General features: G+C 71.8%; 17 protein-coding genes and 1 pseudogene. 3 read left to right on the forward strand and 15 right to left on the reverse strand.

Going from position 1 to position 23243, the window contains the following annotated elements; all coding sequences use genetic code 11:
• Nucleotides 1-61 precede the first annotated feature (61 nt).
• From DEJ25_RS12140 to hrcA, 3 genes are read right to left on the reverse strand one after another with little or no spacing between them, the layout of a single operon-like run.
• Nucleotides 62-826, reverse strand: a complete 765-nt coding sequence (locus tag DEJ25_RS12140; protein ID WP_110903143.1) for a 16S rRNA (uracil(1498)-N(3))-methyltransferase — start codon at nucleotides 824-826, stop codon at nucleotides 62-64.
• A complete protein-coding gene (gene dnaJ / locus DEJ25_RS12145; RefSeq protein ID WP_110903142.1) occupies nucleotides 826-1938 on the reverse strand; it encodes a molecular chaperone DnaJ in 1113 nt (370 codons plus the stop codon). The genes DEJ25_RS12140 and dnaJ overlap by 1 nt, the downstream gene beginning before the upstream one ends.
• 49 nt (nucleotides 1939-1987) lie before the next feature.
• Nucleotides 1988-3010: a heat-inducible transcriptional repressor HrcA gene (hrcA, locus tag DEJ25_RS12150; RefSeq protein WP_110903141.1), complete on the reverse strand. Its 1023-nt coding sequence runs from the start codon at nucleotides 3008-3010 to the stop codon at nucleotides 1988-1990.
• Between the two features lie 119 nt (nucleotides 3011-3129).
• Between hrcA and DEJ25_RS17055 the strand changes: the two genes are divergently transcribed.
• A complete protein-coding gene (locus tag DEJ25_RS17055; protein WP_258366491.1) occupies nucleotides 3130-3645 on the forward strand; it encodes a DUF4870 domain-containing protein in 516 nt (171 codons plus the stop codon).
• 24 nt (nucleotides 3646-3669) lie between these two features.
• Here DEJ25_RS17055 and hemW read toward each other — a convergent pair whose 3' ends face one another.
• Nucleotides 3670-4887, reverse strand: a complete 1218-nt coding sequence (gene hemW, locus DEJ25_RS12160) for a radical SAM family heme chaperone HemW (RefSeq protein WP_110903210.1) — start codon at nucleotides 4885-4887, stop codon at nucleotides 3670-3672.
• 29 nt (nucleotides 4888-4916) lie between these two features.
• Here hemW and DEJ25_RS12165 point away from each other — a divergent pair, with 29 nt between their 5' ends.
• Nucleotides 4917-5609 (forward strand): HAD family hydrolase, encoded by a 693-nt coding sequence (locus DEJ25_RS12165; RefSeq protein WP_181427432.1) that lies wholly within the window; start codon nucleotides 4917-4919, stop codon nucleotides 5607-5609.
• Between the two features lie 204 nt (nucleotides 5610-5813).
• On the opposite strand, the gene DEJ25_RS12170 is transcribed toward DEJ25_RS12165, so the two are convergent.
• From DEJ25_RS12170 to DEJ25_RS12180, 3 genes are all read right to left on the reverse strand, one after another.
• Nucleotides 5814-6461 (reverse strand): DUF1990 family protein, encoded by a 648-nt coding sequence (locus DEJ25_RS12170; RefSeq protein WP_258366249.1) that lies wholly within the window; start codon nucleotides 6459-6461, stop codon nucleotides 5814-5816.
• Nucleotides 6458-8305 (reverse strand): translation elongation factor 4, encoded by a 1848-nt coding sequence (gene lepA, locus DEJ25_RS12175; RefSeq protein ID WP_110903139.1) that lies wholly within the window; start codon nucleotides 8303-8305, stop codon nucleotides 6458-6460. The genes DEJ25_RS12170 and lepA overlap by 4 nt, the downstream gene beginning before the upstream one ends.
• An 83-nt stretch (nucleotides 8306-8388) precedes the next feature.
• Nucleotides 8389-9555, reverse strand: coding sequence for a pyridoxal phosphate-dependent aminotransferase (locus DEJ25_RS12180; RefSeq protein WP_111044850.1), 1167 nt, complete (start codon nucleotides 9553-9555; stop codon nucleotides 8389-8391).
• 203 nt (nucleotides 9556-9758) lie between these two features.
• Between DEJ25_RS12180 and rpsT the strand changes: the two genes are divergently transcribed.
• Nucleotides 9759-10019, forward strand: a complete 261-nt coding sequence (gene rpsT, locus DEJ25_RS12185) for a 30S ribosomal protein S20 (protein ID WP_110903137.1) — start codon at nucleotides 9759-9761, stop codon at nucleotides 10017-10019.
• A gap of 340 nt (nucleotides 10020-10359) precedes the next feature.
• On the opposite strand, the gene holA is transcribed toward rpsT, so the two are convergent.
• From holA to DEJ25_RS12235, 8 genes and pseudogenes are all read right to left on the reverse strand, one after another.
• Complete coding sequence (holA, locus tag DEJ25_RS12190; protein WP_111044851.1) at nucleotides 10360-11379, reverse strand: DNA polymerase III subunit delta; 1020 nt, start codon at nucleotides 11377-11379, stop codon at nucleotides 10360-10362.
• A gap of 716 nt (nucleotides 11380-12095) precedes the next feature.
• Nucleotides 12096-13922, reverse strand: a pseudogene (locus DEJ25_RS17235) (ComEC/Rec2 family competence protein); the annotation flags it as partial.
• Complete coding sequence (locus DEJ25_RS12210) at nucleotides 13919-14638, reverse strand: helix-hairpin-helix domain-containing protein (RefSeq protein ID WP_111044852.1); 720 nt, start codon at nucleotides 14636-14638, stop codon at nucleotides 13919-13921. The gene DEJ25_RS12210 and the pseudogene DEJ25_RS17235, both read right to left, overlap by 4 nt.
• A 90-nt stretch (nucleotides 14639-14728) precedes the next feature.
• Nucleotides 14729-17275 carry a leucine--tRNA ligase gene (gene leuS, locus DEJ25_RS12215; protein ID WP_111044900.1) on the reverse strand — a complete coding sequence of 849 codons (2547 nt, stop codon included), beginning with the start codon at nucleotides 17273-17275 and terminating at the stop codon, nucleotides 14729-14731.
• A gap of 50 nt (nucleotides 17276-17325) precedes the next feature.
• A complete protein-coding gene (gene cydC, locus DEJ25_RS12220; RefSeq protein WP_111044853.1) occupies nucleotides 17326-19041 on the reverse strand; it encodes a thiol reductant ABC exporter subunit CydC in 1716 nt (571 codons plus the stop codon).
• Nucleotides 19038-20717 carry a thiol reductant ABC exporter subunit CydD gene (gene cydD / locus DEJ25_RS12225; RefSeq protein WP_111044854.1) on the reverse strand — a complete coding sequence of 560 codons (1680 nt, stop codon included), beginning with the start codon at nucleotides 20715-20717 and terminating at the stop codon, nucleotides 19038-19040. The genes cydC and cydD overlap by 4 nt, the downstream gene beginning before the upstream one ends.
• 13 nt (nucleotides 20718-20730) lie before the next feature.
• Nucleotides 20731-21735, reverse strand: a complete 1005-nt coding sequence (cydB, locus tag DEJ25_RS12230) for a cytochrome d ubiquinol oxidase subunit II (protein WP_111044855.1) — start codon at nucleotides 21733-21735, stop codon at nucleotides 20731-20733.
• A gap of 18 nt (nucleotides 21736-21753) precedes the next feature.
• Entirely contained in the window at nucleotides 21754-23166 is a 1413-nt protein-coding gene (locus DEJ25_RS12235) for a cytochrome ubiquinol oxidase subunit I (protein WP_111044856.1), read from the reverse strand.
• Between the last annotated feature and the right edge of the window lie 77 nt (nucleotides 23167-23243).

Below are 23243 nucleotides of genomic sequence, written 5' to 3' on the forward strand. Positions count from 1 at the left end.
ACGCGCGACCGACGCCGCGCCTTCCCGATGTCTCCGGTGCTCCGATCCACGCCGTACGGACTCACCAGCGTCCGAGCCGCGACTGCAGGACGGCCAGGGCCGCCGGCCCGGCGGTGGAGGTCCGCAGCACGGTGCCGCCGAGTCGGACCCGCACCGCGCCGGCCGACTCCAGACGCTCGAGCTCCGACGGCTCGATCCCACCCTCCGGCCCGACGACCAGGGCGATCTCGTCGACGTCAGCCGGCGGCTCCCAGGTGGCGAGGCGCACCGAGGCGGTCGGTTCGAGCAGGACCAGCTGCCGGCGGGCCTCCTGGCCGTCCGCCGGTGCTGCCGCTCCTGCGCCGCCGGCGAGCTGCGCCGTCGTCACCGGCGCGACCACGTCGGGGACGCGCGAGCGCACCGCCTGTTTCGCTGCCTCGTGCGCGATGGCCGCCCACCGGGCGCGGCCCTTCTCGACCTTCGGGCCGTCCCAGCGCGAGACGCTGCGCGCGGCTGCCCACGGCACCACCCGGTCGACACCGATCTCGGTCGCGGCCTGCACGGCCATCTCGTCGCGGCCGCCCTTGGCGAGCGCCTGCACGAGGGTCAGGGACGGACGCGGAGCCGGTTCGACGCCGACGGTCGCGACGGTGAGCAGGAGCGAGTCCTTGCCGACCGACGCGACCGTCCCGGCGACCACGGTGCCGCGGCCGTCCGAGATCCGGAGCTCCTCCCCGACCCGGACACGCGACACCGTCACGGCGTGGCGCCCCTCGGCACCCTCGAGCGGCACCTGGCCGCCCACCGCGACGTCGTCGAGCGTGTCGACGAGGTAGAGCGAGGCCATCAGAAGTTGAAGAACCGGTCGCGGAGCTTCCCGAACATGCCCTGCTGGAAGCGGGACAGCTGCGGGGCACCGGCCTTGTGGGACTTCGCGAGCTGTTCGACCAGCTGCCGCTCCTTGTGCGAGAGCTTGCTCGGGGTGACGACCTGGATGCCGACCTTGAGGTCACCGCGGCCGGAACCGCGGAGCTTCGTGACGCCGCGGTCCTTGATGACCAGTACGTCGGCGCTCTGCACGCCCGGACGGAGCTCGAGCTCGACCGGACCGTCCAGGCCGTCGATCGTGGTCGTCGCACCGAGGATGGCGTCGGTCATCGGGACCTCGAGCGTCGCGAGGAGGTCGTCTCCGTCACGGCTGAAGACGTCGTGGTGGCGGACGCGCACCTCGAGGTACAGGTCACCGGCGGGTCCACCGGCCGGGCCGACCTCGCCCTGGCCGGGCATCTGCAGGCGGAGGCCCGAGTCGACGCCGGCAGGCACGTCCACCGGAACGGTGCGACGGGCCCGGACGCGGCCCTGACCCTGACAGGTGGGGCACGGGTTCGGGATGACGGTGCCGTAGCCGCGGCAGGTGCCACACGGAGCGCTCGTCACGACGTTGCCGAGGAGCGAGCGGACCTGGCGCTGGATGTGGCCGGTCCCGCCGCAGATGTCGCACGTCTGCGGGCTCGTGCCGGGCGCGCAACAGGAGCCACCGCACGTGTCGCAGAGCACGGCGGTGTCGACCTCGAGGTCCTTGTGCGTGCCGAAGACGACCTCGTCCAGGTCCACCTCGAGCCGGAGCAGGGCGTCGCCGCCGCGCTCGGCACGGCTGCGCGGACCGGTCCCACGGCCGCCACCGCCACCACCCCCGCCGAAGAAGGCGTCGAAGATGTCGCTGAAGCCGCCGGCGGCGGCACCGAACCCGCCGTCCTGGGGGCCGGCATCGAAGCGACGGCGCTGTTCCGGGTCGCTGAGGACGTCGTACGCGTGGGTGACGTCCTTGAAGCGCTCAGCGGCGTCGGGGCTCGGGTTCACGTCCGGGTGCAGTTCGCGAGCAAGCCGCCGGTACGCCTTCTTGATGTCGGCGTCGGAGGCGTCGCGCGGGACGCCGAGGACGTCGTAGTGGTCTGCCAAGTGTTCCTCAGGGGGTGCGTGGGTGGACGGGGTGGGGGTGTCCGGCGGGTCAGTTCTCGCCGAGCAGCCGGGACAGGTAGCGGGCGACCGCACGGACCGCGGCCATGTTCGTGCCGTAGTCCATCCTGGTCGGACCGAGGACGCCCAGTCGGGCGATCTCACCGCGGGCGGCCAGGTAGCCGCCGGCGACGATGCTCGTGGCGTCGAGACCGTACTCGGCGTTCTCACGTCCGATGCTCGCTGCCACGGCGATGTCGTCGACCTGCATCTCGCCGAACAACCGGAGCAGGGTGACCTGTTCCTCGATCGCCTCGAGCACGGGGAAGAGTCCGCCGGAGAAGTCCTGCTCGCTCTTCGCCAGGTTCGCGGCACCCGCCATCAGCAGGCGGTCCTGCCGGTTGGCGGCGACCTGCTCGACCAGGCTCGCGACCACGACGCCGGCGAGCGGCTGGACCGCGGGCCGGAGCTGGCCGGGGATCTCACGGAGCGCCGGCGGAGCGTCCTGCAGCAGCAGGCCCACGGTCGCGCCGTTGACGAGGGTGCGGAGTTCGGAGAGCGCGGACTCGTCGAACGGGACGTCCGTCTCGATGACGCGCTGCTCGACCCGGGCGGTGTCGGTGATGAGGACCACCATCAACCGGTTGTCCGCGAGGCGGACGAGTTCGACGTGCTGGACACGCGCGTGGCCCATCGTCGGGTACTGCACGAGCGCGACCTGGTTCGTCAACTGGCTGAGCAGCCGGACGGTGCGGGTGAGGACGTCGTCGAGGTCGTTCGAGGCGCCGAGGAAGGTCTCGATCGCCTGCCGCTGCGCGCCGGAGAGCGGACGCGCCGCCGCCAGGTGGTCGACGAACACCCGGTACCCCTTGTCCGTGGGCACACGGCCGGAGGAGGTGTGCGGGGCGATGATGAGCTGCTCGTCCTCGAGCTGAGCCATGTCGTTGCGGATCGTTGCGGCGCTGACCCCGAAGGCGTGGCGCTCGACGATGGTCTTCGAGCCGACGGGTTCGCGGGAGGCGACGTAGTCGCGCACGATCGCCTTGAGGACCTCGAGGCTCCGTTCGCTGACCATCGGTTCCCTCCGCTCGTGTCGATCCGTCCGGCTGGCACTCTCGCATGCCGAGTGCTGATCCTACGCCCGACCGCCGACGAGACGGGACTTCTCCACCGGTCGCTCGGTACGCTGCGGGCATGAGCGACGGACACGGACCCGGCGGCCCGGGCGACCAGTACCCGGGCGGGAAGCAGCCCGGCGGGCAGTACCCCGGCGGCCAGTACCCCGGCGGGCAGTACCCCGGCGGGCAGTACCCCGGTGGGCAGTACGGCGGCGGGCAGCAGCCCGGGCAGCAGTACCCGTCCGGCTACCGGCCCCCGCAGCCGATGACCCCCGAGGACCAGCGCCTCTGGGCGACCCTGACGCACGTCGGCGGGATCTTCTCGAACGTCCTGGTGCCGGTCATCGCCTACTTCGTCCTGCGGGACCGCGGCAACTTCGTCCGGGAGCACACCCGGGCGGCACTGAACTTCCACATCACGATGGCCATCGCCTACTTCGCCGGCATCCTGACGTCGGTGCTCGGCATCGGGTTCCTCGTGATCACGGCCACCGGGATCGTGTCGATCGTGTTCGGCATCCTGGCCGCCCTCGCTGCGAACCAGGGGCAGTTCTACCGGTACCCGCTCACCATCGAGTTCATCAAGCAGTAGCGAGCACGTACCGGGACCGACCGGTCAGTCGAGCAGGTCGCGGACCACGGCGTCGGCGAGCAGCCGTCCCGGCAGGGTCAGTTCCAGCGTCCCGCCGAGCGCTGCCCGGCCGTCCACGAGACCACGGGCGATGAGGCCGGCGACGCGGCCACGGGCCTCCCGGCGGAGCTCGTCGATCCGCAGCTCGCCGCGGACCCGCGCGGCGAGCAGGACCCGCTCGACGTAGCGCGTCTCGTCGTCCAGGGTCTCGCGCCCGGCGGCCGGGGACACGTCCTGCAGCACCTTGTTCGCGTAGGCGGCCGGGTGCTTGACGTTCCACCAGCGGGTGCCGGCGACGGCGGAGTGCGCGCCCGGGCCGATGCCCCACCAGTCGTGGCCCTTCCAGTAGGACAGGTTGTGCCGACTGGCGTGTCCGGCGCCGCGCGACCAGTTCGAGACCTCGTACCAGTCGTAGCCGGCGTCACGGAGCACCTGGTCGGCGAGCTCGTACATGTCCGCCGCCAGGTCGTCGTCCGGGGCGGGCAACTCCCCGCGGGACACGGCACGGCCCATCGCGGTCCCGTCCTCGACGATGAGCGAGTAGGCGGACACGTGGTCCGGAGCGCAGGCGATCGCCGCGTCGAGCGAGGTGCGCCAGTCGTCGAGCGACTCCCCCGGCGTCGAGTAGATGAGGTCCAGGCTGACGTCGAGACCCTGCTGCTTCGCGAGGTCGACGACCACCGGCACCCGCTCGGGGTCGTGCGTGCGGTCCAGGGTCGCCAGCACGTGCGGCACCGCCGACTGCATGCCGTAGCTCATCCGGGTGAAGCCGGCGCGCTGCAGCGTCGCGATCGACTCGGCGTCGACGGAGTCCGGGTTGGCCTCGGTCGTGACCTCGGCCCCGGGCAGGATCCCCCACGTGTCGTCGACCGCCCGCAGGATCATCGCCAGGTCGGACGCCGGCAGCATCGTCGGGGTGCCGCCGCCGAAGAACACCGTCGAGACCGGCCGCCGCGGGACGCCGGAGCGCTCGAGCACCTGGTCCGCGAACGCGATCTCACGGAGGGCGTGGCCGGCGTAGTCGTCACGCCGGACTCCGCGGAGCTCGGAGGCCGTGTACGTGTTGAAGTCGCAGTACCCACACCGCACCCGGCAGAAGGGCACGTGGACGTAGACGCCGAACGGCACCTGACCCGCTCCGGGTGCCGGTTCGACCAGTCCGTCCGACGGAGCGGGATCGGCGATCGGGAGAGCACTCGGCATGGAGTCCATTGTCCGTCATCATGGACGGCATGGAGCACCATCCGGTCACCACCACGGTCCTCTGGGACATCGACGGCACCCTCGTGCGCAACGCCGCGGCACCGGGGAACCTGTACCACCTGGCGCTGGAACGAGCGCTCGGCCGCGACCTCCCGCAGCTCGTCGGCCACCAGCACGGTCGGACCGACGCCGGCATCATCGTCGAGCACGTCCGCGCGCACCACCTGGACGACGACCTGGTCCCCACCGTCAGCGGACACCTCCGCGACCTGTCCGAGGAACGGCACCGCTCTGGCGACCGACGCATCCCGGCACCCGGCGCGATCGACTTGGTCCGACGCTTCGCCGACCTCGGCTGGCGGAACGGCCTGCTCACCGGCAACTCCGCGTACCGAGCCCGCGTCAAGCTGCTCGGCGCGGGCTTCGACGTCGACGTCTTCGACTGGGAACACTCGTACTTCGGCGACACCGAGGTCGAGCGGGCCGGCATCACCGCCGTCGCCGCCGCAGCCCTGTCCGGCACCCGGGCGGTCATCGTCGGGGACACCCCGCGCGACGGCGAGGCGGCGGATGCGGTCGGGATCCCGTTCGTGGCGGTCGCGACCGGCGCGTACGACGTGGCGGCGCTCCAGGGGACGAGCGCGGTGGCCGTGGCGCGGGACTGCGTCCAGGACGCGGGGCTCATCGAGGACGCGATCGCGGGCCTGGCGCCGCTCGCCTGAGCAGACCGGTGGTCTGCCTGCTGGTCCCGGTCGGCCCCGTGGCCGCCGGGCGGCCCCGTTGCTGCCGGTCGGGCGCGGGGCTGCCGGTCGGGCCCGGGGCTGCCGGTCGGGCGCGGGGCTGCCGGTCGGCGCCTGTCGGGAGCGGGGCGGGCCTCCCGGCCGGGAGGCACGTGACCGGTCTCCGGGACCGGTCACGTCGTCGGGTCAGTCGCCGCGCAGGGCGGCCAGGTACTTCTCCGCCATCACCCGCTGCTGGCGGCGCAGCAGCGGCGCGACGAAGCGCCACTTGCGGCTGGCCGGCTGCGAGAACTGGCGGACCTGCAGCCAGACCGAGCCGTCCGGGGTCCGCTCGACGACGAAGGACTCTTCACCCGAGAGCGGGTGGCCGTCGAGTGTGCCGTACGCGAAGCCCTTACGGTCGCGCTCGTCGATGATCGCGACGACCCGCACCGGCGCCTGGACGGTCTGCCCGAAGGCGTGCATCGTCAGCGTCGCCGTGGTGCCCGCCGTGATCAGCGGGGTGCCGTCGGGCGTCGTCTTCTCCACCCGCGGCGTGCCGATCGAGGCGGGGGCGATCGGGACGCCCTGTTCGTCGAACGTGACCGGGTTGTAGCGGACCTCGTCGTCCTCGGGCGTGTCCTCGACGCGGACCCCCATCCCGCTGCGCTCCTGGATCTGCCAGGTGAGCGCCTGCATGACGGCGGTCTCGAAGCGCTGGTCGCCGTGCCCGATGCGGGCGCGGGACTCGGCCGGTACGAAGCCCTCCGGCGGGTACGTCATGAGGTCCGACGCCTGGGTCGCGCCGACGGCGCCGTACGTCAACGCCGTGCGGTGCTGGTGTCCGCGGCTCACTTCTTCTTCTCTTCCACGTCGCCGGAGAGTGCGGCGATGAAGGCCTCCTGCGGGACCTCGACCCGGCCGATCGTCTTCATGCGCTTCTTGCCCTCCTTCTGCTTCTCGAGGAGCTTGCGCTTGCGGGTGATGTCACCGCCGTAGCACTTCGCCAGGACGTCCTTGCGCATGGCACGGATGCTCTCACGGGCGATGATGCGGGCGCCGATCGCGGCCTGGATCGGGACCTCGAACTGCTGGCGCGGGATGAGCTTGCGCAGTCGCTCGGTCATCAGCGTGCCGTAGGCGTACGCCTTCTCGCGGTGCACGATGGCGCTGAACGCGTCGACCTGGTCACCCTGCAGCAGGATGTCGACCTTCACGAGGTCAGCGGCCTGGTCACCGACGGGCTCGTAGTCCAGGCTGGCGTAGCCCTGCGTCTTGCTCTTCAGCTGGTCGAAGAAGTCGAACACGATCTCGCCGAGGGGCATCTCGTAGCGGATCTCGACGCGGTCCTCGCCGAGGTACTCCATACCGAGCAGTGAGCCGCGCCGCTGCTGGCAGAGCTCCATGATCGCGCCGACGTAGTCCTTGGGCGCCAGGATCGCAGCGCGGACCATCGGCTCGCGGACCTCGAGGATGCGGCCGGTCGGGAACTCGGACGGGTTCGTGACCTCGGTGACCTCGTTGTCCTCGGTCGTGACCTCGTAGACCACGCTCGGGGCGGTGGTGATGAGGTCGAGGTCGAACTCGCGCCGCAGTCGCTCGGTGATGATCTCGAGGTGCAGCAGGCCGAGGAACCCGCAGCGGAAGCCGAAGCCCAGCGCCACGGACGTCTCCGGCTCGTAGACCAGGGCCGCGTCGGACAGCTTGAGCTTGTCGAGCGCTTCGCGGAGCACCGGGTAGTCGCTGCCGTCGATCGGGTACAAACCCGAGAAGACCATCGGCTTCGGGTCCGTGTAGCCGGCCAGCGCGTCGGTCGCCGGACGCTGCGCGCTCGTGACCGTGTCGCCGACCTTGGACTGGCGGACGTCCTTGACGCCGGTGATGAGGTACCCGACCTCGCCGACGGAGAGCCCCTTCGTCGGGGTCGGCTCCGGGCTCGACACCCCGATCTCCAGGATCTCGTGCGTCGACTTGGTCGACATCATCTGGACCTTCTCGCGCGGCTTGATCGAGCCGTCGATCATGCGCACGTAGGTCACGACACCGCGGTAGCTGTCGTACACCGAGTCGAAGATCATCGCGCGGGGTGCGGCGTCGACCGTACCGACGGGAGCGGGCACGGTGCGGACGACCCGGTCGAGCAGCTCGGCGACGCCCTCGCCGGTCTTGCCGGAGACCCGCAGGACGTCCTCCGGCTTGCCCCCGATGAGCTGCGCGAGCTCGGCGGCGTACTTCTCCGGCTCGGCGGCCGGCAGGTCGATCTTGTTGAGGACCGGGATGATCTCGAGGTCGTTCTCGAGCGCCAGGTACAGGTTCGCGAGCGTCTGGGCCTCGATGCCCTGCGCGGCGTCGACGAGCAGGATCGCTCCCTCGCACGCGGCCAGGGAGCGAGAGACCTCGTACGAGAAGTCGACGTGCCCGGGGGTGTCGATCATGTTCAGCGCGAAGGTCTCGCCGTCGAGCTCCCACGGCATGCGGACGGCCTGGGACTTGATCGTGATGCCGCGCTCACGCTCGATGTCCATCCGGTCGAGGTACTGCGCACGCATCGCCCGGTCCTCGACGATGCCGGTGATCGACAGCATGCGGTCAGCCAGCGTGGACTTGCCGTGGTCGATGTGCGCGATGATGCAGAAGTTGCGGATCGCGGCGGCCGGTGTCGAGGCGGGCTCGAGCGGCGCAGATGCTTGTGGGCTCACGGTTCCTCGGGGTGGGTCGGACGGTCCGTCGATTGTCCCATGCTCACGCCCCGACAGCGCGCACCGGGCGGGTCCGGCTCTGGTCAGGCGTCGGTCGCGTGCGTGCCCGCGGTCGGGACCGGCAGCGCGCCGAGTCCTCGGCGCAGGTCCTCCGCCGACGCCGCGAGGCACACCCGGATCCACCCCTCACCCGTCCGGCCGAACGCGCTGCCCGGCGCGACCGCCACCCGCTCGCGCTGGAGGAACGCCAGGGCCCACTCCGCGACGTCGCCCCGGGCCGCGTGCGAGACGTCGATCCACAGGTAGAACGCTCCTCGAGGATCGAGGTAGCGGATGCCGGCGGCGTCCAGGACCCCCGTCGCGATCTCGAGGTTCTCGCGGTAGTGCTCGCGGGCGTCCTGCACCGACGAGTGGTCGCCGACGATCGCCGCGAGGGCCGCCCACTGGTCGGGCTCCGCGACACAGCTGATGATCGACTCCTGGACGGTCCGCATCGTCGGGCCGAGGCCCTTGGGCGTGACGAGGTAGCCGACCCGCACGCCGGTCATCGCGTACGTCTTGCTCAGCGAGAACGCCGAGAAGACGCGGTCGTCCTCGTCGAGGGACGCCAGGCTCAGGTGCCGTGTGCCGTAGGTGAAGTACTCGTAGACCTCGTCGCTGATCACCCAGAGGTCGTGGCGCTTCGCCAGCGCCAACAGGTCACGCAGCGTCTGCTCGCCGAAGACGGTGCCGAGCGGGTTGGACGGGGAGTTCACGATGATGGCGCGCGTGCGGTCGGTGATCCGCGCCTCCAATGCGGCGAGGTCGGGCTCGAACCCGTGCGCCGGCGACAGCTGGTACGGCACCGGGTCCGCGCCGATGATGTGGGCGTTCATCGTGAAGGTCGTGTAGCCGGGGTCCGGTACCAGGACCTCGTCACCGGGCGAGAGCACGAGCGTCATCGCCGTGAACAGCGCCTGCGTCGCACCGACGGTGACCCAGACCTGCTCGAGGTCGACGTCCATCCGGTTCTCGCGGCGGAGCTTGTCCTGGATCGCCTGCCGCAGCTGCGGGATGCCGCCGTTGGGCCCGTAGTCGGTGCGGTCCTCGGCCCACGCACGACGTGCGGCGTCACCGATGTGCTTGGCGACGGGGACGTCCGGCTCACCGATCACGAGCATCGTCACGTCGTCGAGGAGGGCCGCCTGCTCGAACACCCGGCGGATGCCCGACGGTGGGACGGTGTCGATGCGGGGTGCGATGGACGGCATGTCGACACCGTATCCGCTCGGGATCGCGCGCCCGTCTCGTCGCCACACGACCCGTGTCGGGCTTTGGTCCGGACGGGTCGACCTGGTAACGTCAGTCGCTGGCTTACGCGTTCCGTCGCCCACGGGTGGAACGCGATGCGACGAAGGGCCCCTCTACCCGGGATCGCAACCACCCGTCCGAGACGAAACCAGGAGCAACACGCATGGCGAACATCAAGTCGCAGCTCAAGCGCATCAAGACCAACCAGAAGGCCACCGACCGCAACAAGGCGTACAAGTCGGAGCTCAAGACGTACATCCGTCACACCAACGAGGCGATCGCCACGGGCGACAAGGACAAGGCCGTTGCCGCCCTGTCGCTCGCGTCGAAGAAGCTCGACAAGGCCGTGAGCAAGGGTGTCATCCACAAGAACCAGGCCGCGAACCGCAAGTCGGCCATCGCGAAGAAGGTCTCCGCGCTCTGATCTGAGCGTCTGACCGTCTCGAAGGCCCTGCACCGTTCGGTGCGGGGCCTTCGTCGTTCCCGGGTGCGGGGCCGGGGCAGGCCGCGTGCGGGGCCGCGGGCCGGTGCCGCGGGTCGGCGCGGCGGGTCGGTGCCGTTCAGCTGCGCCCAACAGCAACCGTTCCGAACCGCGGGATGCTGCGGTTCGATCCGGACCCGGTTGGGCGGAGCCGATCGGAACCACGGGCGCGGCCGGACACTGGCCGGGCACCGGACGGGCACCGGACGGGCGTCATCGCGCACGCCGGCAGCGGAGCGTCCCCAGCAGCGGCTCCGCCGACGGCCGGGAGGCCCGGTGCCGGTCAGCGCTCCTCGCCGCGTCGTGCGATGGTGCGGACCATCACCTCGAGCGCGAAGTGGGCGTCGCGGGACCCGCCCTTCACCGCGGCGTCGGCGGCCGCGATGCTCGTGATCGCGTTCGCGAGGCCTGCTTCGCTCCAGCCGGCGACGTCCCGCTGGGCACGCTGGACCTGCCACGGCGCCATGCCGAGCGCCGAGGCCGCCTGCCCGCTCGACCCGCGGAAGGAGCTGACCTTCGCCATCGTGCGGATCTTGCTCGCGAACGCGGCGACGATCGGTACGGGCGCCTCTCCCGTTGCCAGCGCGTGCCGGAGTTCGACGATCGCCGGTGCCGACCGGCCGGCCAGGGCGATGTCGGCGACCTTGAACGCGTTCGTCTCGACCCGGCCGCCGTAGTACTTGTCGACGGTCCGGTCGGTGATCTCCGCGGCCTCGTCGGCCAGGAGCTGTCGGCAGGCGGCGGCGAGTTCGGCGAGGTCGTCCGCGAACGCGGCCACCAGGGTCCGGACGGCGGAGGGTGCGATCTTCCGCCGTGCAGCACGGAACTCGGCGTTGACGAAGTCGATCCTGTCGGTGTCGCGCTTGATCTCGTCGCACTGCACCTCGATGCCGCCGCCGACCCCGCTGCGGATCGTGTCGAGGAGCTTCTTGCCCCGGACTCCACCACCGTGCCGGAGCACCAGGGTGACGTCGTCGGCCGGGTTCTGCAGGTACGAGATCGTCTCGGTGATGAAGGCGTCGGTGCACTTCTCGACGTTCGTGACACGGACCAGTCGGGGTTCACCGAAGAGGGACGGGCTCGCCAGCGTCGACAGCAGCCCGGAGGCGTACTGGTCCGCCTCGAGGTCGTGCACCTCGAGCGCCGGGTCCTCGCCGACGAGCAGGTCGCGGAGCATGCCGATCGCCCGCTCCGCCAGGAACGTCTCGGCACCGGTGACCAGGACGACCGGGGCCGGGCGGATCGCCGACCACGGGATCTGGTCGATCTTCGCTGCGGCGCGCGCGGGCTTCTTGGCGGGCATGCGGGTCCTTCCGGTGGTGCTGGGCGACGACGACGTCCGGGCCCGTGCATCGGCGGCGCAGTGCCGGTCGGCGTCGCACCGATCCTACGGGCGGCAGCCGACGCCCCGGCGTCGCGCTCGGTCCACACCGCGACCGGTGCCCGGCTCTGGGCACCGGAGTCCCCACCCGCCTCCGCGCCCGCATCGTCGCTCTCACCGCGCACCACGACCGTCCCCGACCGGTCCGTGCGGTACGCCACCGTCCCGGCGGCGGCGAGCATCCGCAGGGCGCTCGGTGTCGGGTGCCCGTAGTCGTTGTCCGCGCCGACCCCGATGAGGCCGACCCGGGCTGCGAGCTGCCGGTAGAGCTCCGGGTCCTGGTCCGCGGACCCGTGGTGCGCGACCTTCACGACGTCCACGGGCGTCAACGTCTCCGGCGGCGCGGTCCGCAGCAGCCGACGCTGCGCGTCCTCGCCCAGGTCGCCGAGGAGCACCGCGCTGACGCAACCCGGGCAGGGTCGCTCCCGTGCAGGATCGACCCGGAGGACGATGCTCGCGGCGTTGCCCGCACGCTCCTCGCCGTCCGGCGGCCACAGCACCCGCCAGCGGAGGTCCCCGAGCAGGCCGCTGGTCCGATCGGCTGCCCGCCGGACCGCCACCCCCGCGCTCCGGAGGTCCCGGACCACCCGGTCGTCCGCGGGCCGGCCGACCGGACCGACCAGGGCGGTCTCCACCCGTGTCGCGACCGAGGCCACGGCGCCGACGTGGTCGCGGTCGAAGTGGGTCAGGACGAGCAGGTCGATCCGGTCGACGCCGAGGAGGGCCAGACAGGAGACCAGACGCTCGGCATCGTCCCCGGTGTCGACGAGCGCCGTGCGTCCACCGCTCCGGAGCAGGGTGGCGTCGCCCTGCCCGACGTCGCACATCGCGACGGTCCATCCGGTCGGGACACTGCCCCGGACGAGGACCGCGGGCACCGCGACCGACCCGACTCCCCCGACGAGCACGAGCACGGCCACTCCGAGCGCCACCCGACGCAGGCGTCGGCGAACGAGCACCCCGACCGCGAGGGCTGCGCTCACGACCCCGGCGGCGATGACCCCGCCCGCCCCGGAAGGCCACGGTGCCGAGGCGGTCGGCAGGCCGGCGGCCCCGTGTGCGATGAGTCCGATCCCGGCAGCGGGCACCCAACCGACGGTCGCGAGAAGCCCGGCGCCCACCGGCCACACCGGCGCGAGCAGGCACGCGGCGAGACCGACGACGGTGGCGACCGGTGCCAGGACCTCGGCGAGCAGGTTCGCCGGCACCGCGTACGTCGGAAGGGCGGCGGAGAGCGGGATCGTGACCGGCCAACAGGCGACCTGCGCGGCGACCGGCACCGCGACCGCGGTCGCGACGGGCCTCCCGACCCGCCGCGCGAGCAGGTCGGTCACGGGCGCAGCGAGGACCACGATCCCGGTGGTCGCGAGCACCGACAGCGCGAAGGCGAACGAGCGGGCCACCCACGGATCGACGACGAGCATGCCGACGGCGGCGAGGGCGATGAGCGGCACGCCGCGCACCGGCCGTCCGGTCAGGTGCACGACGAGGACCACGATCGCCATCACGGTCGCCCGGGTGATCGACGGGTCCGGACGGACGAGCACGACGAACCCGAGCAGCACGACCACGGCCACGGCGGCACGCAGCGCCCGGGGAGCCCCGACCGCCCGTCCGAGCAGCACCACGAGGCCGACGAGGACCGCACAGTTCGACCCGGAGACCGCGGTCAGGTGGGTCAGCGCCGAGGTCTTCATCGCCTGCTCCGTCTCGGCGTCCAGCCCGGATCGGTCCCCGATCGCCAGCCCGCGGAGGAGCGCCGCACCCGGCTCCGGCAGGTCGGCGGTGACGTCGACGAATGCCGCCCGTGCGACTGCACTGGCGCCGAGCAGCCCGGTCGGGCCCGCCTGCGGCGTGACGGTCCCACGGGCGAAGAGCACGACGCTGGTCGGCGCTCCGGGGTCCTCGACCAGCAGCTGCCCGCGGACGACGACGACCGATCCGGCCGACAGCACGGTCCGCCGCGGTTCGTCGAGTGCCGGTACGAGCCGGACCGGCACGCGCAGGCCGTCCTGCCGGGAGGCTCGCACCACGACCGCCTCGAGCGTCCCGATCACGGACCGGTCGGCGGGGGCGAGGTCGCGGTCCAACCGGACACGGGCCTCCAGGCTGTGGCCGGCCGTCTGCCGCACGATCGACGGGGCCCGGTGCGCCTGGCCAGCTGCGACCGCTGCGGCCGTCAGGGCGACCAGCAGGGCCGTCGTCAGTACCAGTGCCGCGATCGCCCGGACGAGGACGGGCAGCCCGCGCCGGAGGAGCACGCCGAGCGAGGCCAGACCGAGGACGATCGCGCCGACGGCCACCACGCCGGCGAGTCGTGGGATGCCGACGAGCACCGCGACGACGATCCACGTCACTGCGACCGGTCCGGCGAGCCGGAGGTCGACCAGCGACGCCCGCAGCGCGCTGCCGTGCGCCGCGCCGGACGCACTCCGAGCGGGAGCCGACACCACCGGGCCGCTCACACCCGCACCCGGTCCTGCAGCTCGGCGAACCGGCCCTCGCCGATGCCGCTGACCTCGAGCAGGTCCTCGACCGAGCGGAACCCGCCGTGCTCGTCGCGCCAGGAGAGGATCCGCTCCGCCAGCGCCGGCCCGATGCCGGGGAGCGTCTCGAGCGCGGCGGCGTCCGCGGTGTTGAGGTCCACGACGTCCGGCACGGCCCCCGCACCGCTGCCCGCACCCGACGAGCCCGTGGTTCCGGAGGCCGAGCCACCGGGACCAGCACCCGCGCCCGCGGGCAGCTCGGCCGGGACGTCCGTCTCGCCGACGCGGGGCACGTACAGCCGCTCGCCGTCGACGACCGGCCGCGCCAGGTTCAGCCGCGACAGGTCGGCGTCCGCCACCGCTCCCCCGGCTGCGGCCAGCGCGTCCGCGACACGGTCGTCGGCGGCCACCGTGACGACCCCCGCGTGCTCGACCGCCCCGACGACGTAGAGCACCGCAGTCGCCGGCGACGCGGACGCAGTGGGAGCAGCGGTCGACGACGGGACGGGCACGGCCGCTGACGGCTCAGGGACACCGACCGTCGGCGCCCCCGACACGACCGTGACGCCGGACCCCGACTCCTCGCCCCCGCGACCGCCGCCCCACCATCCGGCGACGACGACCCCGAGCGCGAGCACCGCCACGACGCCCACCAGCAGGAGGGCGGCACGGGGTGACAGCGTGAACCGGGACATGTCCCGAGACGCTACGGAGCCCGGTCGGTCGACCGGGCTCCTCGCAGACCACCTGTGGACGGAGCCCGCGCGACGGCCTCTGTGGAGGGACTAGCCCTTGATGGCGATGTTGACGAGCTTCGGTGCCCGGACGATGACCTTCACGATCTCGCGGTCGCCGATGTACCGCTGCACCGCGTGTGACGAGCGCGCGAGCCGCTCGAGCTCGTCGGCCTCGATCGACTTCGACACCTCGAACGAGTCGCGCACCTTGCCGTTGACCTGCACGACCGCGGTCAGCGTCTCCTGCACGAGCAGCGTCGGGTCGGCCTTCCGCCAGCCGAACGTCGCCACCGGGGAGTCGTAGCCCAGCGTCTGCCACATCTCCTCGCCGGTGTACGGCGCGAAGACGCTGAGCCCGAGGGCGATCGTCTCCGCAGCCTCACGCACGGCGGGGTCGGCGGCACCGGGTCCGCTGTCGATCGCCTTGCGGGTCACGTTCACCAGGTCCATGAGTCGTGCGATCACGACGTTGAACTTGAACGACTCCATCAGTCCCGGAGCGTCCGCCAGGAAGCGGTGCGTGGCCTGTCGGACGCCGCGGTCGCCGGTGGACCAGACGGCGTCCGGCGTCGAGGTGACGTCGACGGCGATCCGGTAGGCGCGTGCCAGGAAGCGTGCGGAGGCCGCGGGCGAGACGTCCTCCCAGTTGATGTCGTCCTCGGGCGGGCCGGCGAAGCCCATCACCAGGCGGATCGCGTCGACGCCGTGCGCGTCGAGCTCGTCTCCGAGCGAGACGCCGCCCTTCGACTTCGACATCTTCGAGCCGCCGGAGAGCACCATGCCCTGGTTGAGCAGCGCCGAGAACGGTTCGGTGAAGTCGAGGTAGCCGAGGTCGAACAGCACCTTCGTGACGAAGCGTGCGTAGAGCAGGTGCAGGATCGCGTGCTCGACACCGCCGATGTACTGGTCGACCGGCGCCCACTTGTTGACGAGTGCCGGGTCGAACGCCTGCGTCTCGTCCTGCGGGGACAGGAAGCGCAGGAAGTACCACGACGAGTCGACGAAGGTGTCCATCGTGTCCGGGTCGCGGCGGGCCGGGCTGCCGTCGACCGGGTTCGGGACGTTCACCCAGTCGGTGGCACCGCCGAGGGGCGAGGTGCCCTTCGGCTTGAGGTCGAGGCCCTCGGTGTCGGGCAGGACCACCGGGAGCTGGTCCTCGGGCACCGGGTACTGGGTGCCGTCCTCGCCGTGGATGATCGGGATCGGGGTGCCCCAGAAGCGCTGTCGCGAGATGAGCCAGTCGCGCAGGCGGTAGGTCTTGGCGGCACGACCGGTGCCGCGCTCCTCGAGCAGGCTGATCGCCGCGGTGATGGCGTGCTGTTTGCTCATGCCGTCGAGCGGACCGGAGTTGACCATCCGACCCTGTCCGGTGAGGGCTTCGCCGGTGGTCGTCGGGTCGATCGAGGGCAGTTCGGTCTCGTCCGTGATCACCGGGATCGCACCGGTGACCGGCTGGTTCGTGTCGACGACGACCTTCACCGGCAGGTCGAAGGCCCGGGCGAAGTCCAGGTCGCGCTGGTCGTGCGCGGGCACGGCCATCACGGCGCCGTGGCCGTAGTCGGCGAGGACGTAGTCGGCAGCCCACAGCGGCAGGCGCTCCCCGGTCAGCGGGTGGATCGCCGAACGGCCGAGCGGGACACCGGTCTTCGGGCGGTCGGCGTTCTGCCGGTCGATGTCCGACGCCTTCTGCGTGGCGACCAGGTAGTCCTGGAACGCGGCGCGGGTGGCATCGTCGACGGACGGGTCGGCGACGAGCTCGGCGGCCAGGTCGGAGTCCGGTGCGACGACCAGGAAGGTCACGCCGTGGATGGTGTCCGGGCGCGTGGTGAACACGGTGACGGGCTCGTCACGGCCCTCGATGACGAAGTCGACGTCAGCACCGACCGAGCGGCCGATCCAGTTGCGCTGCATCGCGATGACCTTCGACGGCCACCGGCCCTCGAGCTGGTTGAGGTCGTCGAGCAGCCGGTCCGCGTAGTCCGTGATCTTGAAGTACCACTGCGTCAGCTTCTTCTTGACGACGACGGCACCGGAGCGGTCCGAGGTGCCATCGGGCAGGACCTGCTCGTTGGCCAGGACGGTCTGGTCCACCGGGTCCCAGTTGACCCAGCTGTCCTTCCGGTACGCCAGGCCCTTCTCGTACATCTTGAGGAACAACCACTGGTTCCACTTGTAGTACTCGGGATCGGAGGTGTGGATCTCGGTGGACCAGTCGAACGACGGCGCGTAGCGCTTGAAGGACGCCTTCTGCTGCGCGATGTTCGCGTAGGTCCAGTCCTTCGGGTCGACGCCGCGCTTGATGGCGGCGTTCTCGGCGGGCAGGCCGAACGAGTCCCAGCCGATCGGGTGCAGCACGTTGAAGCCCTGCTGGCGCCAGTAGCGCGCGACGAAGTCCCCGAGCGCCCAGTTCTCGGCGTGCCCCATGTGCAGGTCGCCGGAGGGGTACGGGAACATCTCGAGGATGTACTTGCGCGGGCGCTTGTCGTCGGGGTCGGCGGTGAAGAGGCCGAGCTCTTCCCACCGCGCCTGCCACTTCTGCTGGATGCGCCGGAAGTCGTAGGCGTGCGGGTCCTCGACGTGCTGCTCGATGGTCACGGTCGTCAACGATACAAGCCGTCAGGACCGTCTCGCGTCCGTGCGCCGGGTCACCGCGCGAGCAGGCGTCCGTCCCGCATCCGCAGGGTCCGGTCGACGAGGTCGGCCGGCACCGGCACGTGCGACACGACGAGCAGGGAGCGTCCGGCGGCGCGGGCGGTCGTCACGAGGTCGCGCAGCACGTCATGGCCGAGGTCGGGGTCGATGTCGGCGGTCGGCTCGTCGAGCACGAGGACCGGGAACTCGTGCAGGAGGGCCCGCGCCAGCGCCAACCGGTGGGCCTGCCCCCCGGACACGAGCGACCCGCGCTCCCCCACGGCGGCGCCGAGTCCCCCACGACGCCGGACCCAGTCCCCCAGTCCGACCCGGTCGAGCACGGCGAGCAGTTCGTCGTCGGTCGCGGTCTCCCGCGCGAAGAGCAGGTTCTGCCGGACCGACTGGTCGAACACGAACGGGTCCTGCTCGATCAGACCGATGCGGGCGCGGACCGCGTCGGGGTGCATGGTCCGCGCGTCCGTCCCGTCCAGGGTGACGCTGCCGGTGTGGTCGACGAACCGGACGAGGGCGTCCACCAGCGTCGACTTGCCGGCGCCGCTCGGCCCGCTGAGCACGACGACCTCGCCCGGGTGCAGGTCGAGCGAGACCCCGTCGACCGCGGGGGTCGGCACGCCCGGCCAGCGGACGGACAGGTCACGGACCCGGACGGTGACGGCGGCCGGCGCCACGAGGGCCTCCGGGCTGGCAGCGTCCTCCGGTTCGGGCACCAGTCCGACCGGCAGCTCCGCGGGGACGACCCGTTCGACGCGGTCCGCGGCGGCCCGGACCCGACGGAGTGTGAGGACGGCGAGCGGGACACCACCGACGACCTCGAACAGCGCGAGCGGGACGAACACCGCCAGTGCCCAGAACGGGCCGTCCAGGGCACCACTGACGACGGCCGGTGCGCCCACGGCCAGCGTCCCGATGACCGCAGCCCCGCCGACCAGGCCGACGAGCGCGCCGACGAGTGACTCGACGGCGCCGCGGCGGCGGACGGCCCGCGTGACGCGGTCGTCGAGCCGCGCGATGTGGGTGAGTCGTTCCTCCAGCGTGCCGTAGGCCACGAACACGTCGAGCGTGCGGACGGTGTCGAGCACCAGGTCCGCGACGCGCCCGCGGTCGGCGGCGGTCACCACGTCGGAGCGGCGGGCGACCGCGGCGGTCACGACGGTCCCGACCAGGGCTGCCGTGCCGAGGGCCGACAGCAGCACGAGGGCGGCCGGCAGGGACACGAACGCGACGGCGACGACCGAGAGGAACGCGGTGACGCCCGCTGAGACGAGCGGCCCGACGACCCGGATCGGCAGGTCCTGCAGCCGGTCGGTGTCGGTGACGAGCCGCGTCATGAGGTCGCCGCGCCCGGTCGATCCGAGCCCGGCCGGAGCGACCGAGGCGAGCCGACGGTACATCTCGGTCCGGACGACGGCGAGCTGGCGGAACGACGCGTCGTGCCCGGCGAGCCGGTCCACGTAGCGGAACACCGCGCGCCCGAGGGCGAAGGCGCGGACGCCGACCATGACCAGCGTCAGGTAGAGGATCGGCGGGTGCTCGGCGGCGCGGGTGATGAGGTACCCGCTGGCGGCGAGCAGGGCCACCCCGCAGAGCGCGCTGAGCACGCCGGCGGCGACGGCCTTCACCCAACCCCGCCCACGGGGCAGGGCGAGCCGGAGGACTGACCGGGTGCGGGCCTCCCGGCCGTCGGGGCGACTCACGCGGGCGCTGCTCATGCGGGCACCTCCTGTGGAGACCGCTGCGCCGAGACCGTGACGGATCCGGAGGCGCGGATCGCGACGACGACGTCGGCAGCGGCCACGACGGCGGGTCGGTGGCTCGCGACGACGACGACCGCCCCCGCGTCCGCCAGTCGGCGGAGGGCGGCGACGACCTGCGCCTCGGACTCCGCGTCGAGGGCCGACGTCGGCTCGTCGAGGAGCACCAGCGGCGTCTCGAGCCGAGCCGCACGGTACAGCCCGCGCGCGACGGCGACACGCTGCGCCTGCCCGCCGGACAGCCCGGACCCGCCACTGCCGACCGGGAGGCCCGGCTCGACTCCCAGCCCCACCGCACCGAGCGCGGTCCGCACGTCCGCCGTGTCCGGCTGGGCGCTGAGGGCGACGTTCTCGGCGACCGTGCCGCGCACCAGTCGCGGACGCTGGTCGACCCAGGTGGTGCGGTCGAGGACCGGCAGGTCGGCACGCCCGGGCACCGTGACCGTGCCGTCGGCGGGGAGGACCCCGCGGATCGCGGCGATCAGGCTGGACTTGCCGGAGCCGCTCGGGCCGGAGAGGGCGACGACGGTCCCGGTCGGGGCGGTGAGGTCGACCGGGCCGACGACCGTGTCGGAGCGGTGCACGGTGAGCCCGGCGAGCACCAGGGCCGGCGCCGGGACGTCCACTCCGGCGGCGGCGACGGTGTCCGGCGCAGCTGGTACCGGGACGTCGGGGTCGTCGAGCACGTCGAGGACGGCCTGGGACGCCTGCACCCCGTCCTGGGCCGCGTGGAAGTCGGCGCCGACCTGCCGGAGCGGGGCGAACGCCTCCGGGGCGAGGACCAGGACGAACATCGCCGCGCCGAGGCCGAGCGAGCCGTCGACCAGCCGGATCCCGATCGACACCGCGACGAGCGCGACGGACAGGCTCGCAGCCAGCTCGAGGGCGAAGCCGCTGACGAAGGACAGCCGCAGCACACCGATGGTGCCCTGGCGGTACTCGTCCGTGACCTGCCCGATGCGGCCGACCTGGCGGCGGGCACGACCGAACACCTTGAGGGTCGCGAGCCCCTCGACGGCCTCGGTGAACGCCCCACCGAGCCGGGCGAGTGCGTCGGCCTGCCGCTGCTGCAGCGACCGGGTGGCCAAACCGATGAGGGCCATGAACACCGGGATGACGGGCATCGCGCAGACGATGACGACAGCACTCGTCAGGTCGCCGAAGCCGATCGCGACGAGCAGCAGCGGGGTGGCGACGGCGGTGAGCGCGAGCTGCGGCAGGTACCGGCCGAAGTAAGCGTCCAGCGCGTCGAGCCCGGGGCCGAGCGTGGCGGCGAAACCGGCGCTCGACCGGCCGGCGAGCCACCCGGGGCCCCGGTCGGCCGCGCGCCGGAGCACGGAGGCGCGGAGTTCGCTCTTCACGCGGGCACCGGCGCGGGCGGCGAGGTCGTCGGTCGCCCAGGCCGCGACCGCGCGGAGCAGGAACGCGCCGCCGAGCAGGGCGAGCGTGCCGGCGAACGTCGCGGGGACGGCACCGGCGGGGACCGCGTCGACGACCTGGGTCACCGCGGCCGCGATCCCCCAGGCGATCGCGATGGTCGCGATGGTGCGTACCGCGCCGGTGCCGGCGGCGGCCACGACGAAGCCGCGCGCCGTCCGGGACAGACGGAGCAGGCGGGGATCGAGCGGCTTCACACGTGCCTCCTGCTCAGTGCGCGGCTTGCGCGACGGTGGCGCGCGAGACCCGCTTGCGGAAGACCCAGTACGTCCACGCCTGGTAGGCCAGCACGAGCGGGATGCAGACCAGGGCGACCCAGCTCATGACCGTCAGCGTGTACGTGCCGGACGAGGCGTTGGCGACGGTCAGGCTGTTCGCCGGGTCGTTCGTGGCGGGCATCACGTCCGGGAACACCGCGGTGAACATCGCCAGGACGACCGCCGCGATGGTGACGGCCATCAGGGTGAAGGCGCGACCCTCCCGACCGCGTGCGGCACAGAGGACCGCGACGACCAGGGCCACGGCACCGACGGCCGACAGCACGAGCGACGTCGGGGAGGACCGGACGAGCGCCATCGTGACCAGGAACACGGCGGCGACCACGATCGTGACCACTCCGGCCCGCTTCGCCAGGCGCATCGCCCGCTCGCGCATCTCGCCCTCGGTCTTCAGTGCCACGAACACGACGCCGTGGGTGAAGAAGACCAGCAGGGTGGTGGCACCGGCGAGCAGTGCGAACGGGTTGAGCAGGTCGAACAGCGTGCCGGAGTAGTTGTGTCCGGAGTCCATCGGGATCCCCCGGACGACGTTGCCGAACGCGACGCCCCAGAGGAACGACGGCACCGCGCTGCCGACCACGATCATCAGGTCGAACCGGCGCTTCCATGCCCGGTGCTTGTCCTGGTGCCGGTACTCGAACGACACCCCGCGCAGGATCAGTGCGGCGAGGATGAGCAGCAGTGCCAGGTAGAAGCCGGAGAACATCGTCGCGTACCACTCGGGGAAGGCGGCGAACAGGCAGGCTCCCGCCACGATCACCCAGGTCTCGTTGAGGTCCCAGACCGGGCCGATGGTGTTGATGAGCACACGGCGGTCGGTGTCGTCCCTGCCGAGGAACGGCAGGGACATGCCGACGCCGAAGTCGAACCCGTCGAGCACGAAGTACCCGACGAAGAAGAGTCCGACGATCGCGAACCACAGAACGGGCAGGTCCATCTCAGGCAGCTTCCATCTCTAGTAGACCGTCACTTCGTGCTTGACCTCGCCGGTCTCCGCGTCGACCTCGGCCGGGGCGGCCGGGCCCTCCTGGGCGACCTTCTTGATCAGTCGGAACTCGACCACCGCGAGGGATCCGTAGATGAGGGTGAACACGACGAGCGAGACGAGGACCTCGAGGCCCGTCACGTTCGGGGAGACGCCGTCGGCCGTCTTGAGCAGGCCGAACACGAGCCAGGGCTGGCGGCCCATCTCGGTGAAGACCCAGCCGACGATCATCGCGGCCATCGGCAGCGGCACGGCCCAGATCGCGATGCGCCAGACCCACCGCTGCTGCGGGAAGCGGCCCTTGCGCGTCAGCCAGAGTCCGGCGAGCGAGACCATCACGGCGCCGACCCCGAGGGCGATCATCCAGCGGAAGGACCAGTAGGTCACCCAGATGATCGGCTTGTAGTCGCCCGGCCCGTAGACCTGCGTGTACTGCGCCTGCAGGTCGTTGATGCCCTCGACCGTGCCGGAGAAGGTGTGCGTCGACAGGAAGGACAGCAGGTACGGCACCCGGATCGAGAAGAGTTCGGTGACACCGTCGGGCGTGCCGAGCGTGAAGATCGAGAACGAGGCGTCCTTGCCGGTCGCGGTGTTGTACAGCGCCTCGGCCGCGGCCATCTTCATCGGCTGCGTGTCGACCATGGTGAGACCGAGCTGGTCACCGGTGAGGACCGTGAGGGCGCCGGCCGCGACCATCGTCCAGAGGCCGAACTTCAGCGCCGGCATCATCGTCTCGAGGTTCTGGTTGCGCGCCAGGTGGTACGCGGCGACCGAGATGATCACGCCGGCGGCGACCATGAAGCACGCGAAGACCGTGTGCGGGAAGGCGGCGAGGGCGACCTTGTTGCCGAGGACGGCCCAGATGTCGGTGAGTTCGGCGCGACCCTTCGCCTCGTTGATCGCGTAGCCCACGGGGTGCTGCATGAACGCGTTCGCGGCGATGATGAAGTACGCCGACATGATCGTGCCTGCGCTGACGCACCAGATGCTCGCCAGGTGCAGCTTCTGGGGAAGGCGGTCCCAGCCGAAGATCCAGACGCCGATGAACGCCGCCTCGAAGAAGAACGCCAGGATGCCCTCGAGCGCGAGCGGGGCGCCGAAGACGTCGCCGACGAAGCGCGAGTAGTCCGACCAGTTCATGCCGAACTGGAACTCCTGCACGATGCCGGTGACGACCCCCATCGCGAAGTTGATGAGGAAGATCCGTCCGAAGAACCGCGTCAGCTGCAGGTAGTGCGCACGACCGGTCCGGACCCAGGCGGTCTGGAACACCGCGACGACGACGGCCATGCCGATCGTCAGCGGGACGAAGAGGAAGTGGTAGATCGTCGTCAGACCGAACTGCCACCGCGACAGCAGGAGCGGGTCCAGGAGGTCGTTCATGCTTCGACGGTACTGTCGAGCGTCCCGGTTCGACAAGTTGTAGAGGGGCCTCCTGCACGAACGTGCACAGCCGGTGC

This window comes from Curtobacterium sp. MCPF17_011 (assembly GCF_003234145.1).
In the GTDB taxonomy this organism is placed as follows: domain Bacteria; phylum Actinomycetota; class Actinomycetes; order Actinomycetales; family Microbacteriaceae; genus Curtobacterium.

Bases quoted from the DNA above. Each gene is read 5' to 3' on its own strand.
- DEJ25_RS12140 (WP_110903143.1), bottom strand. From the start codon at position 826: ATGGCCTCGCTCTACCTCGTCGACACGCTCGACGACGTCGCGGTGGGC.
- hrcA (WP_110903141.1), bottom strand. From the start codon at position 3,010: ATGGTCAGCGAACGGAGCCTCGAGGTCCTCAAGGCGATCGTGCGCGAC.
- DEJ25_RS17055 (WP_258366491.1), top strand. From the start codon at position 3,130: ATGAGCGACGGACACGGACCCGGCGGCCCGGGCGACCAGTACCCGGGC.
- hemW (WP_110903210.1), bottom strand. From the start codon at position 4,887: ATGCCGAGTGCTCTCCCGATCGCCGATCCCGCTCCGTCGGACGGACTG.
- DEJ25_RS12165 (WP_181427432.1), top strand. From the start codon at position 4,917: ATGGAGCACCATCCGGTCACCACCACGGTCCTCTGGGACATCGACGGC.
- DEJ25_RS12180 (WP_111044850.1), bottom strand. From the start codon at position 9,555: ATGCCGTCCATCGCACCCCGCATCGACACCGTCCCACCGTCGGGCATC.
- rpsT (WP_110903137.1), top strand. From the start codon at position 9,759: ATGGCGAACATCAAGTCGCAGCTCAAGCGCATCAAGACCAACCAGAAG.
- holA (WP_111044851.1), bottom strand. From the start codon at position 11,379: ATGCCCGCCAAGAAGCCCGCGCGCGCCGCAGCGAAGATCGACCAGATC.
- DEJ25_RS12210 (WP_111044852.1), bottom strand. From the start codon at position 14,638: ATGTCCCGGTTCACGCTGTCACCCCGTGCCGCCCTCCTGCTGGTGGGC.
- cydC (WP_111044853.1), bottom strand. From the start codon at position 19,041: ATGAGCAGCGCCCGCGTGAGTCGCCCCGACGGCCGGGAGGCCCGCACC.
- cydB (WP_111044855.1), bottom strand. From the start codon at position 21,735: ATGGACCTGCCCGTTCTGTGGTTCGCGATCGTCGGACTCTTCTTCGTC.
- DEJ25_RS12235 (WP_111044856.1), bottom strand. From the start codon at position 23,166: ATGAACGACCTCCTGGACCCGCTCCTGCTGTCGCGGTGGCAGTTCGGT.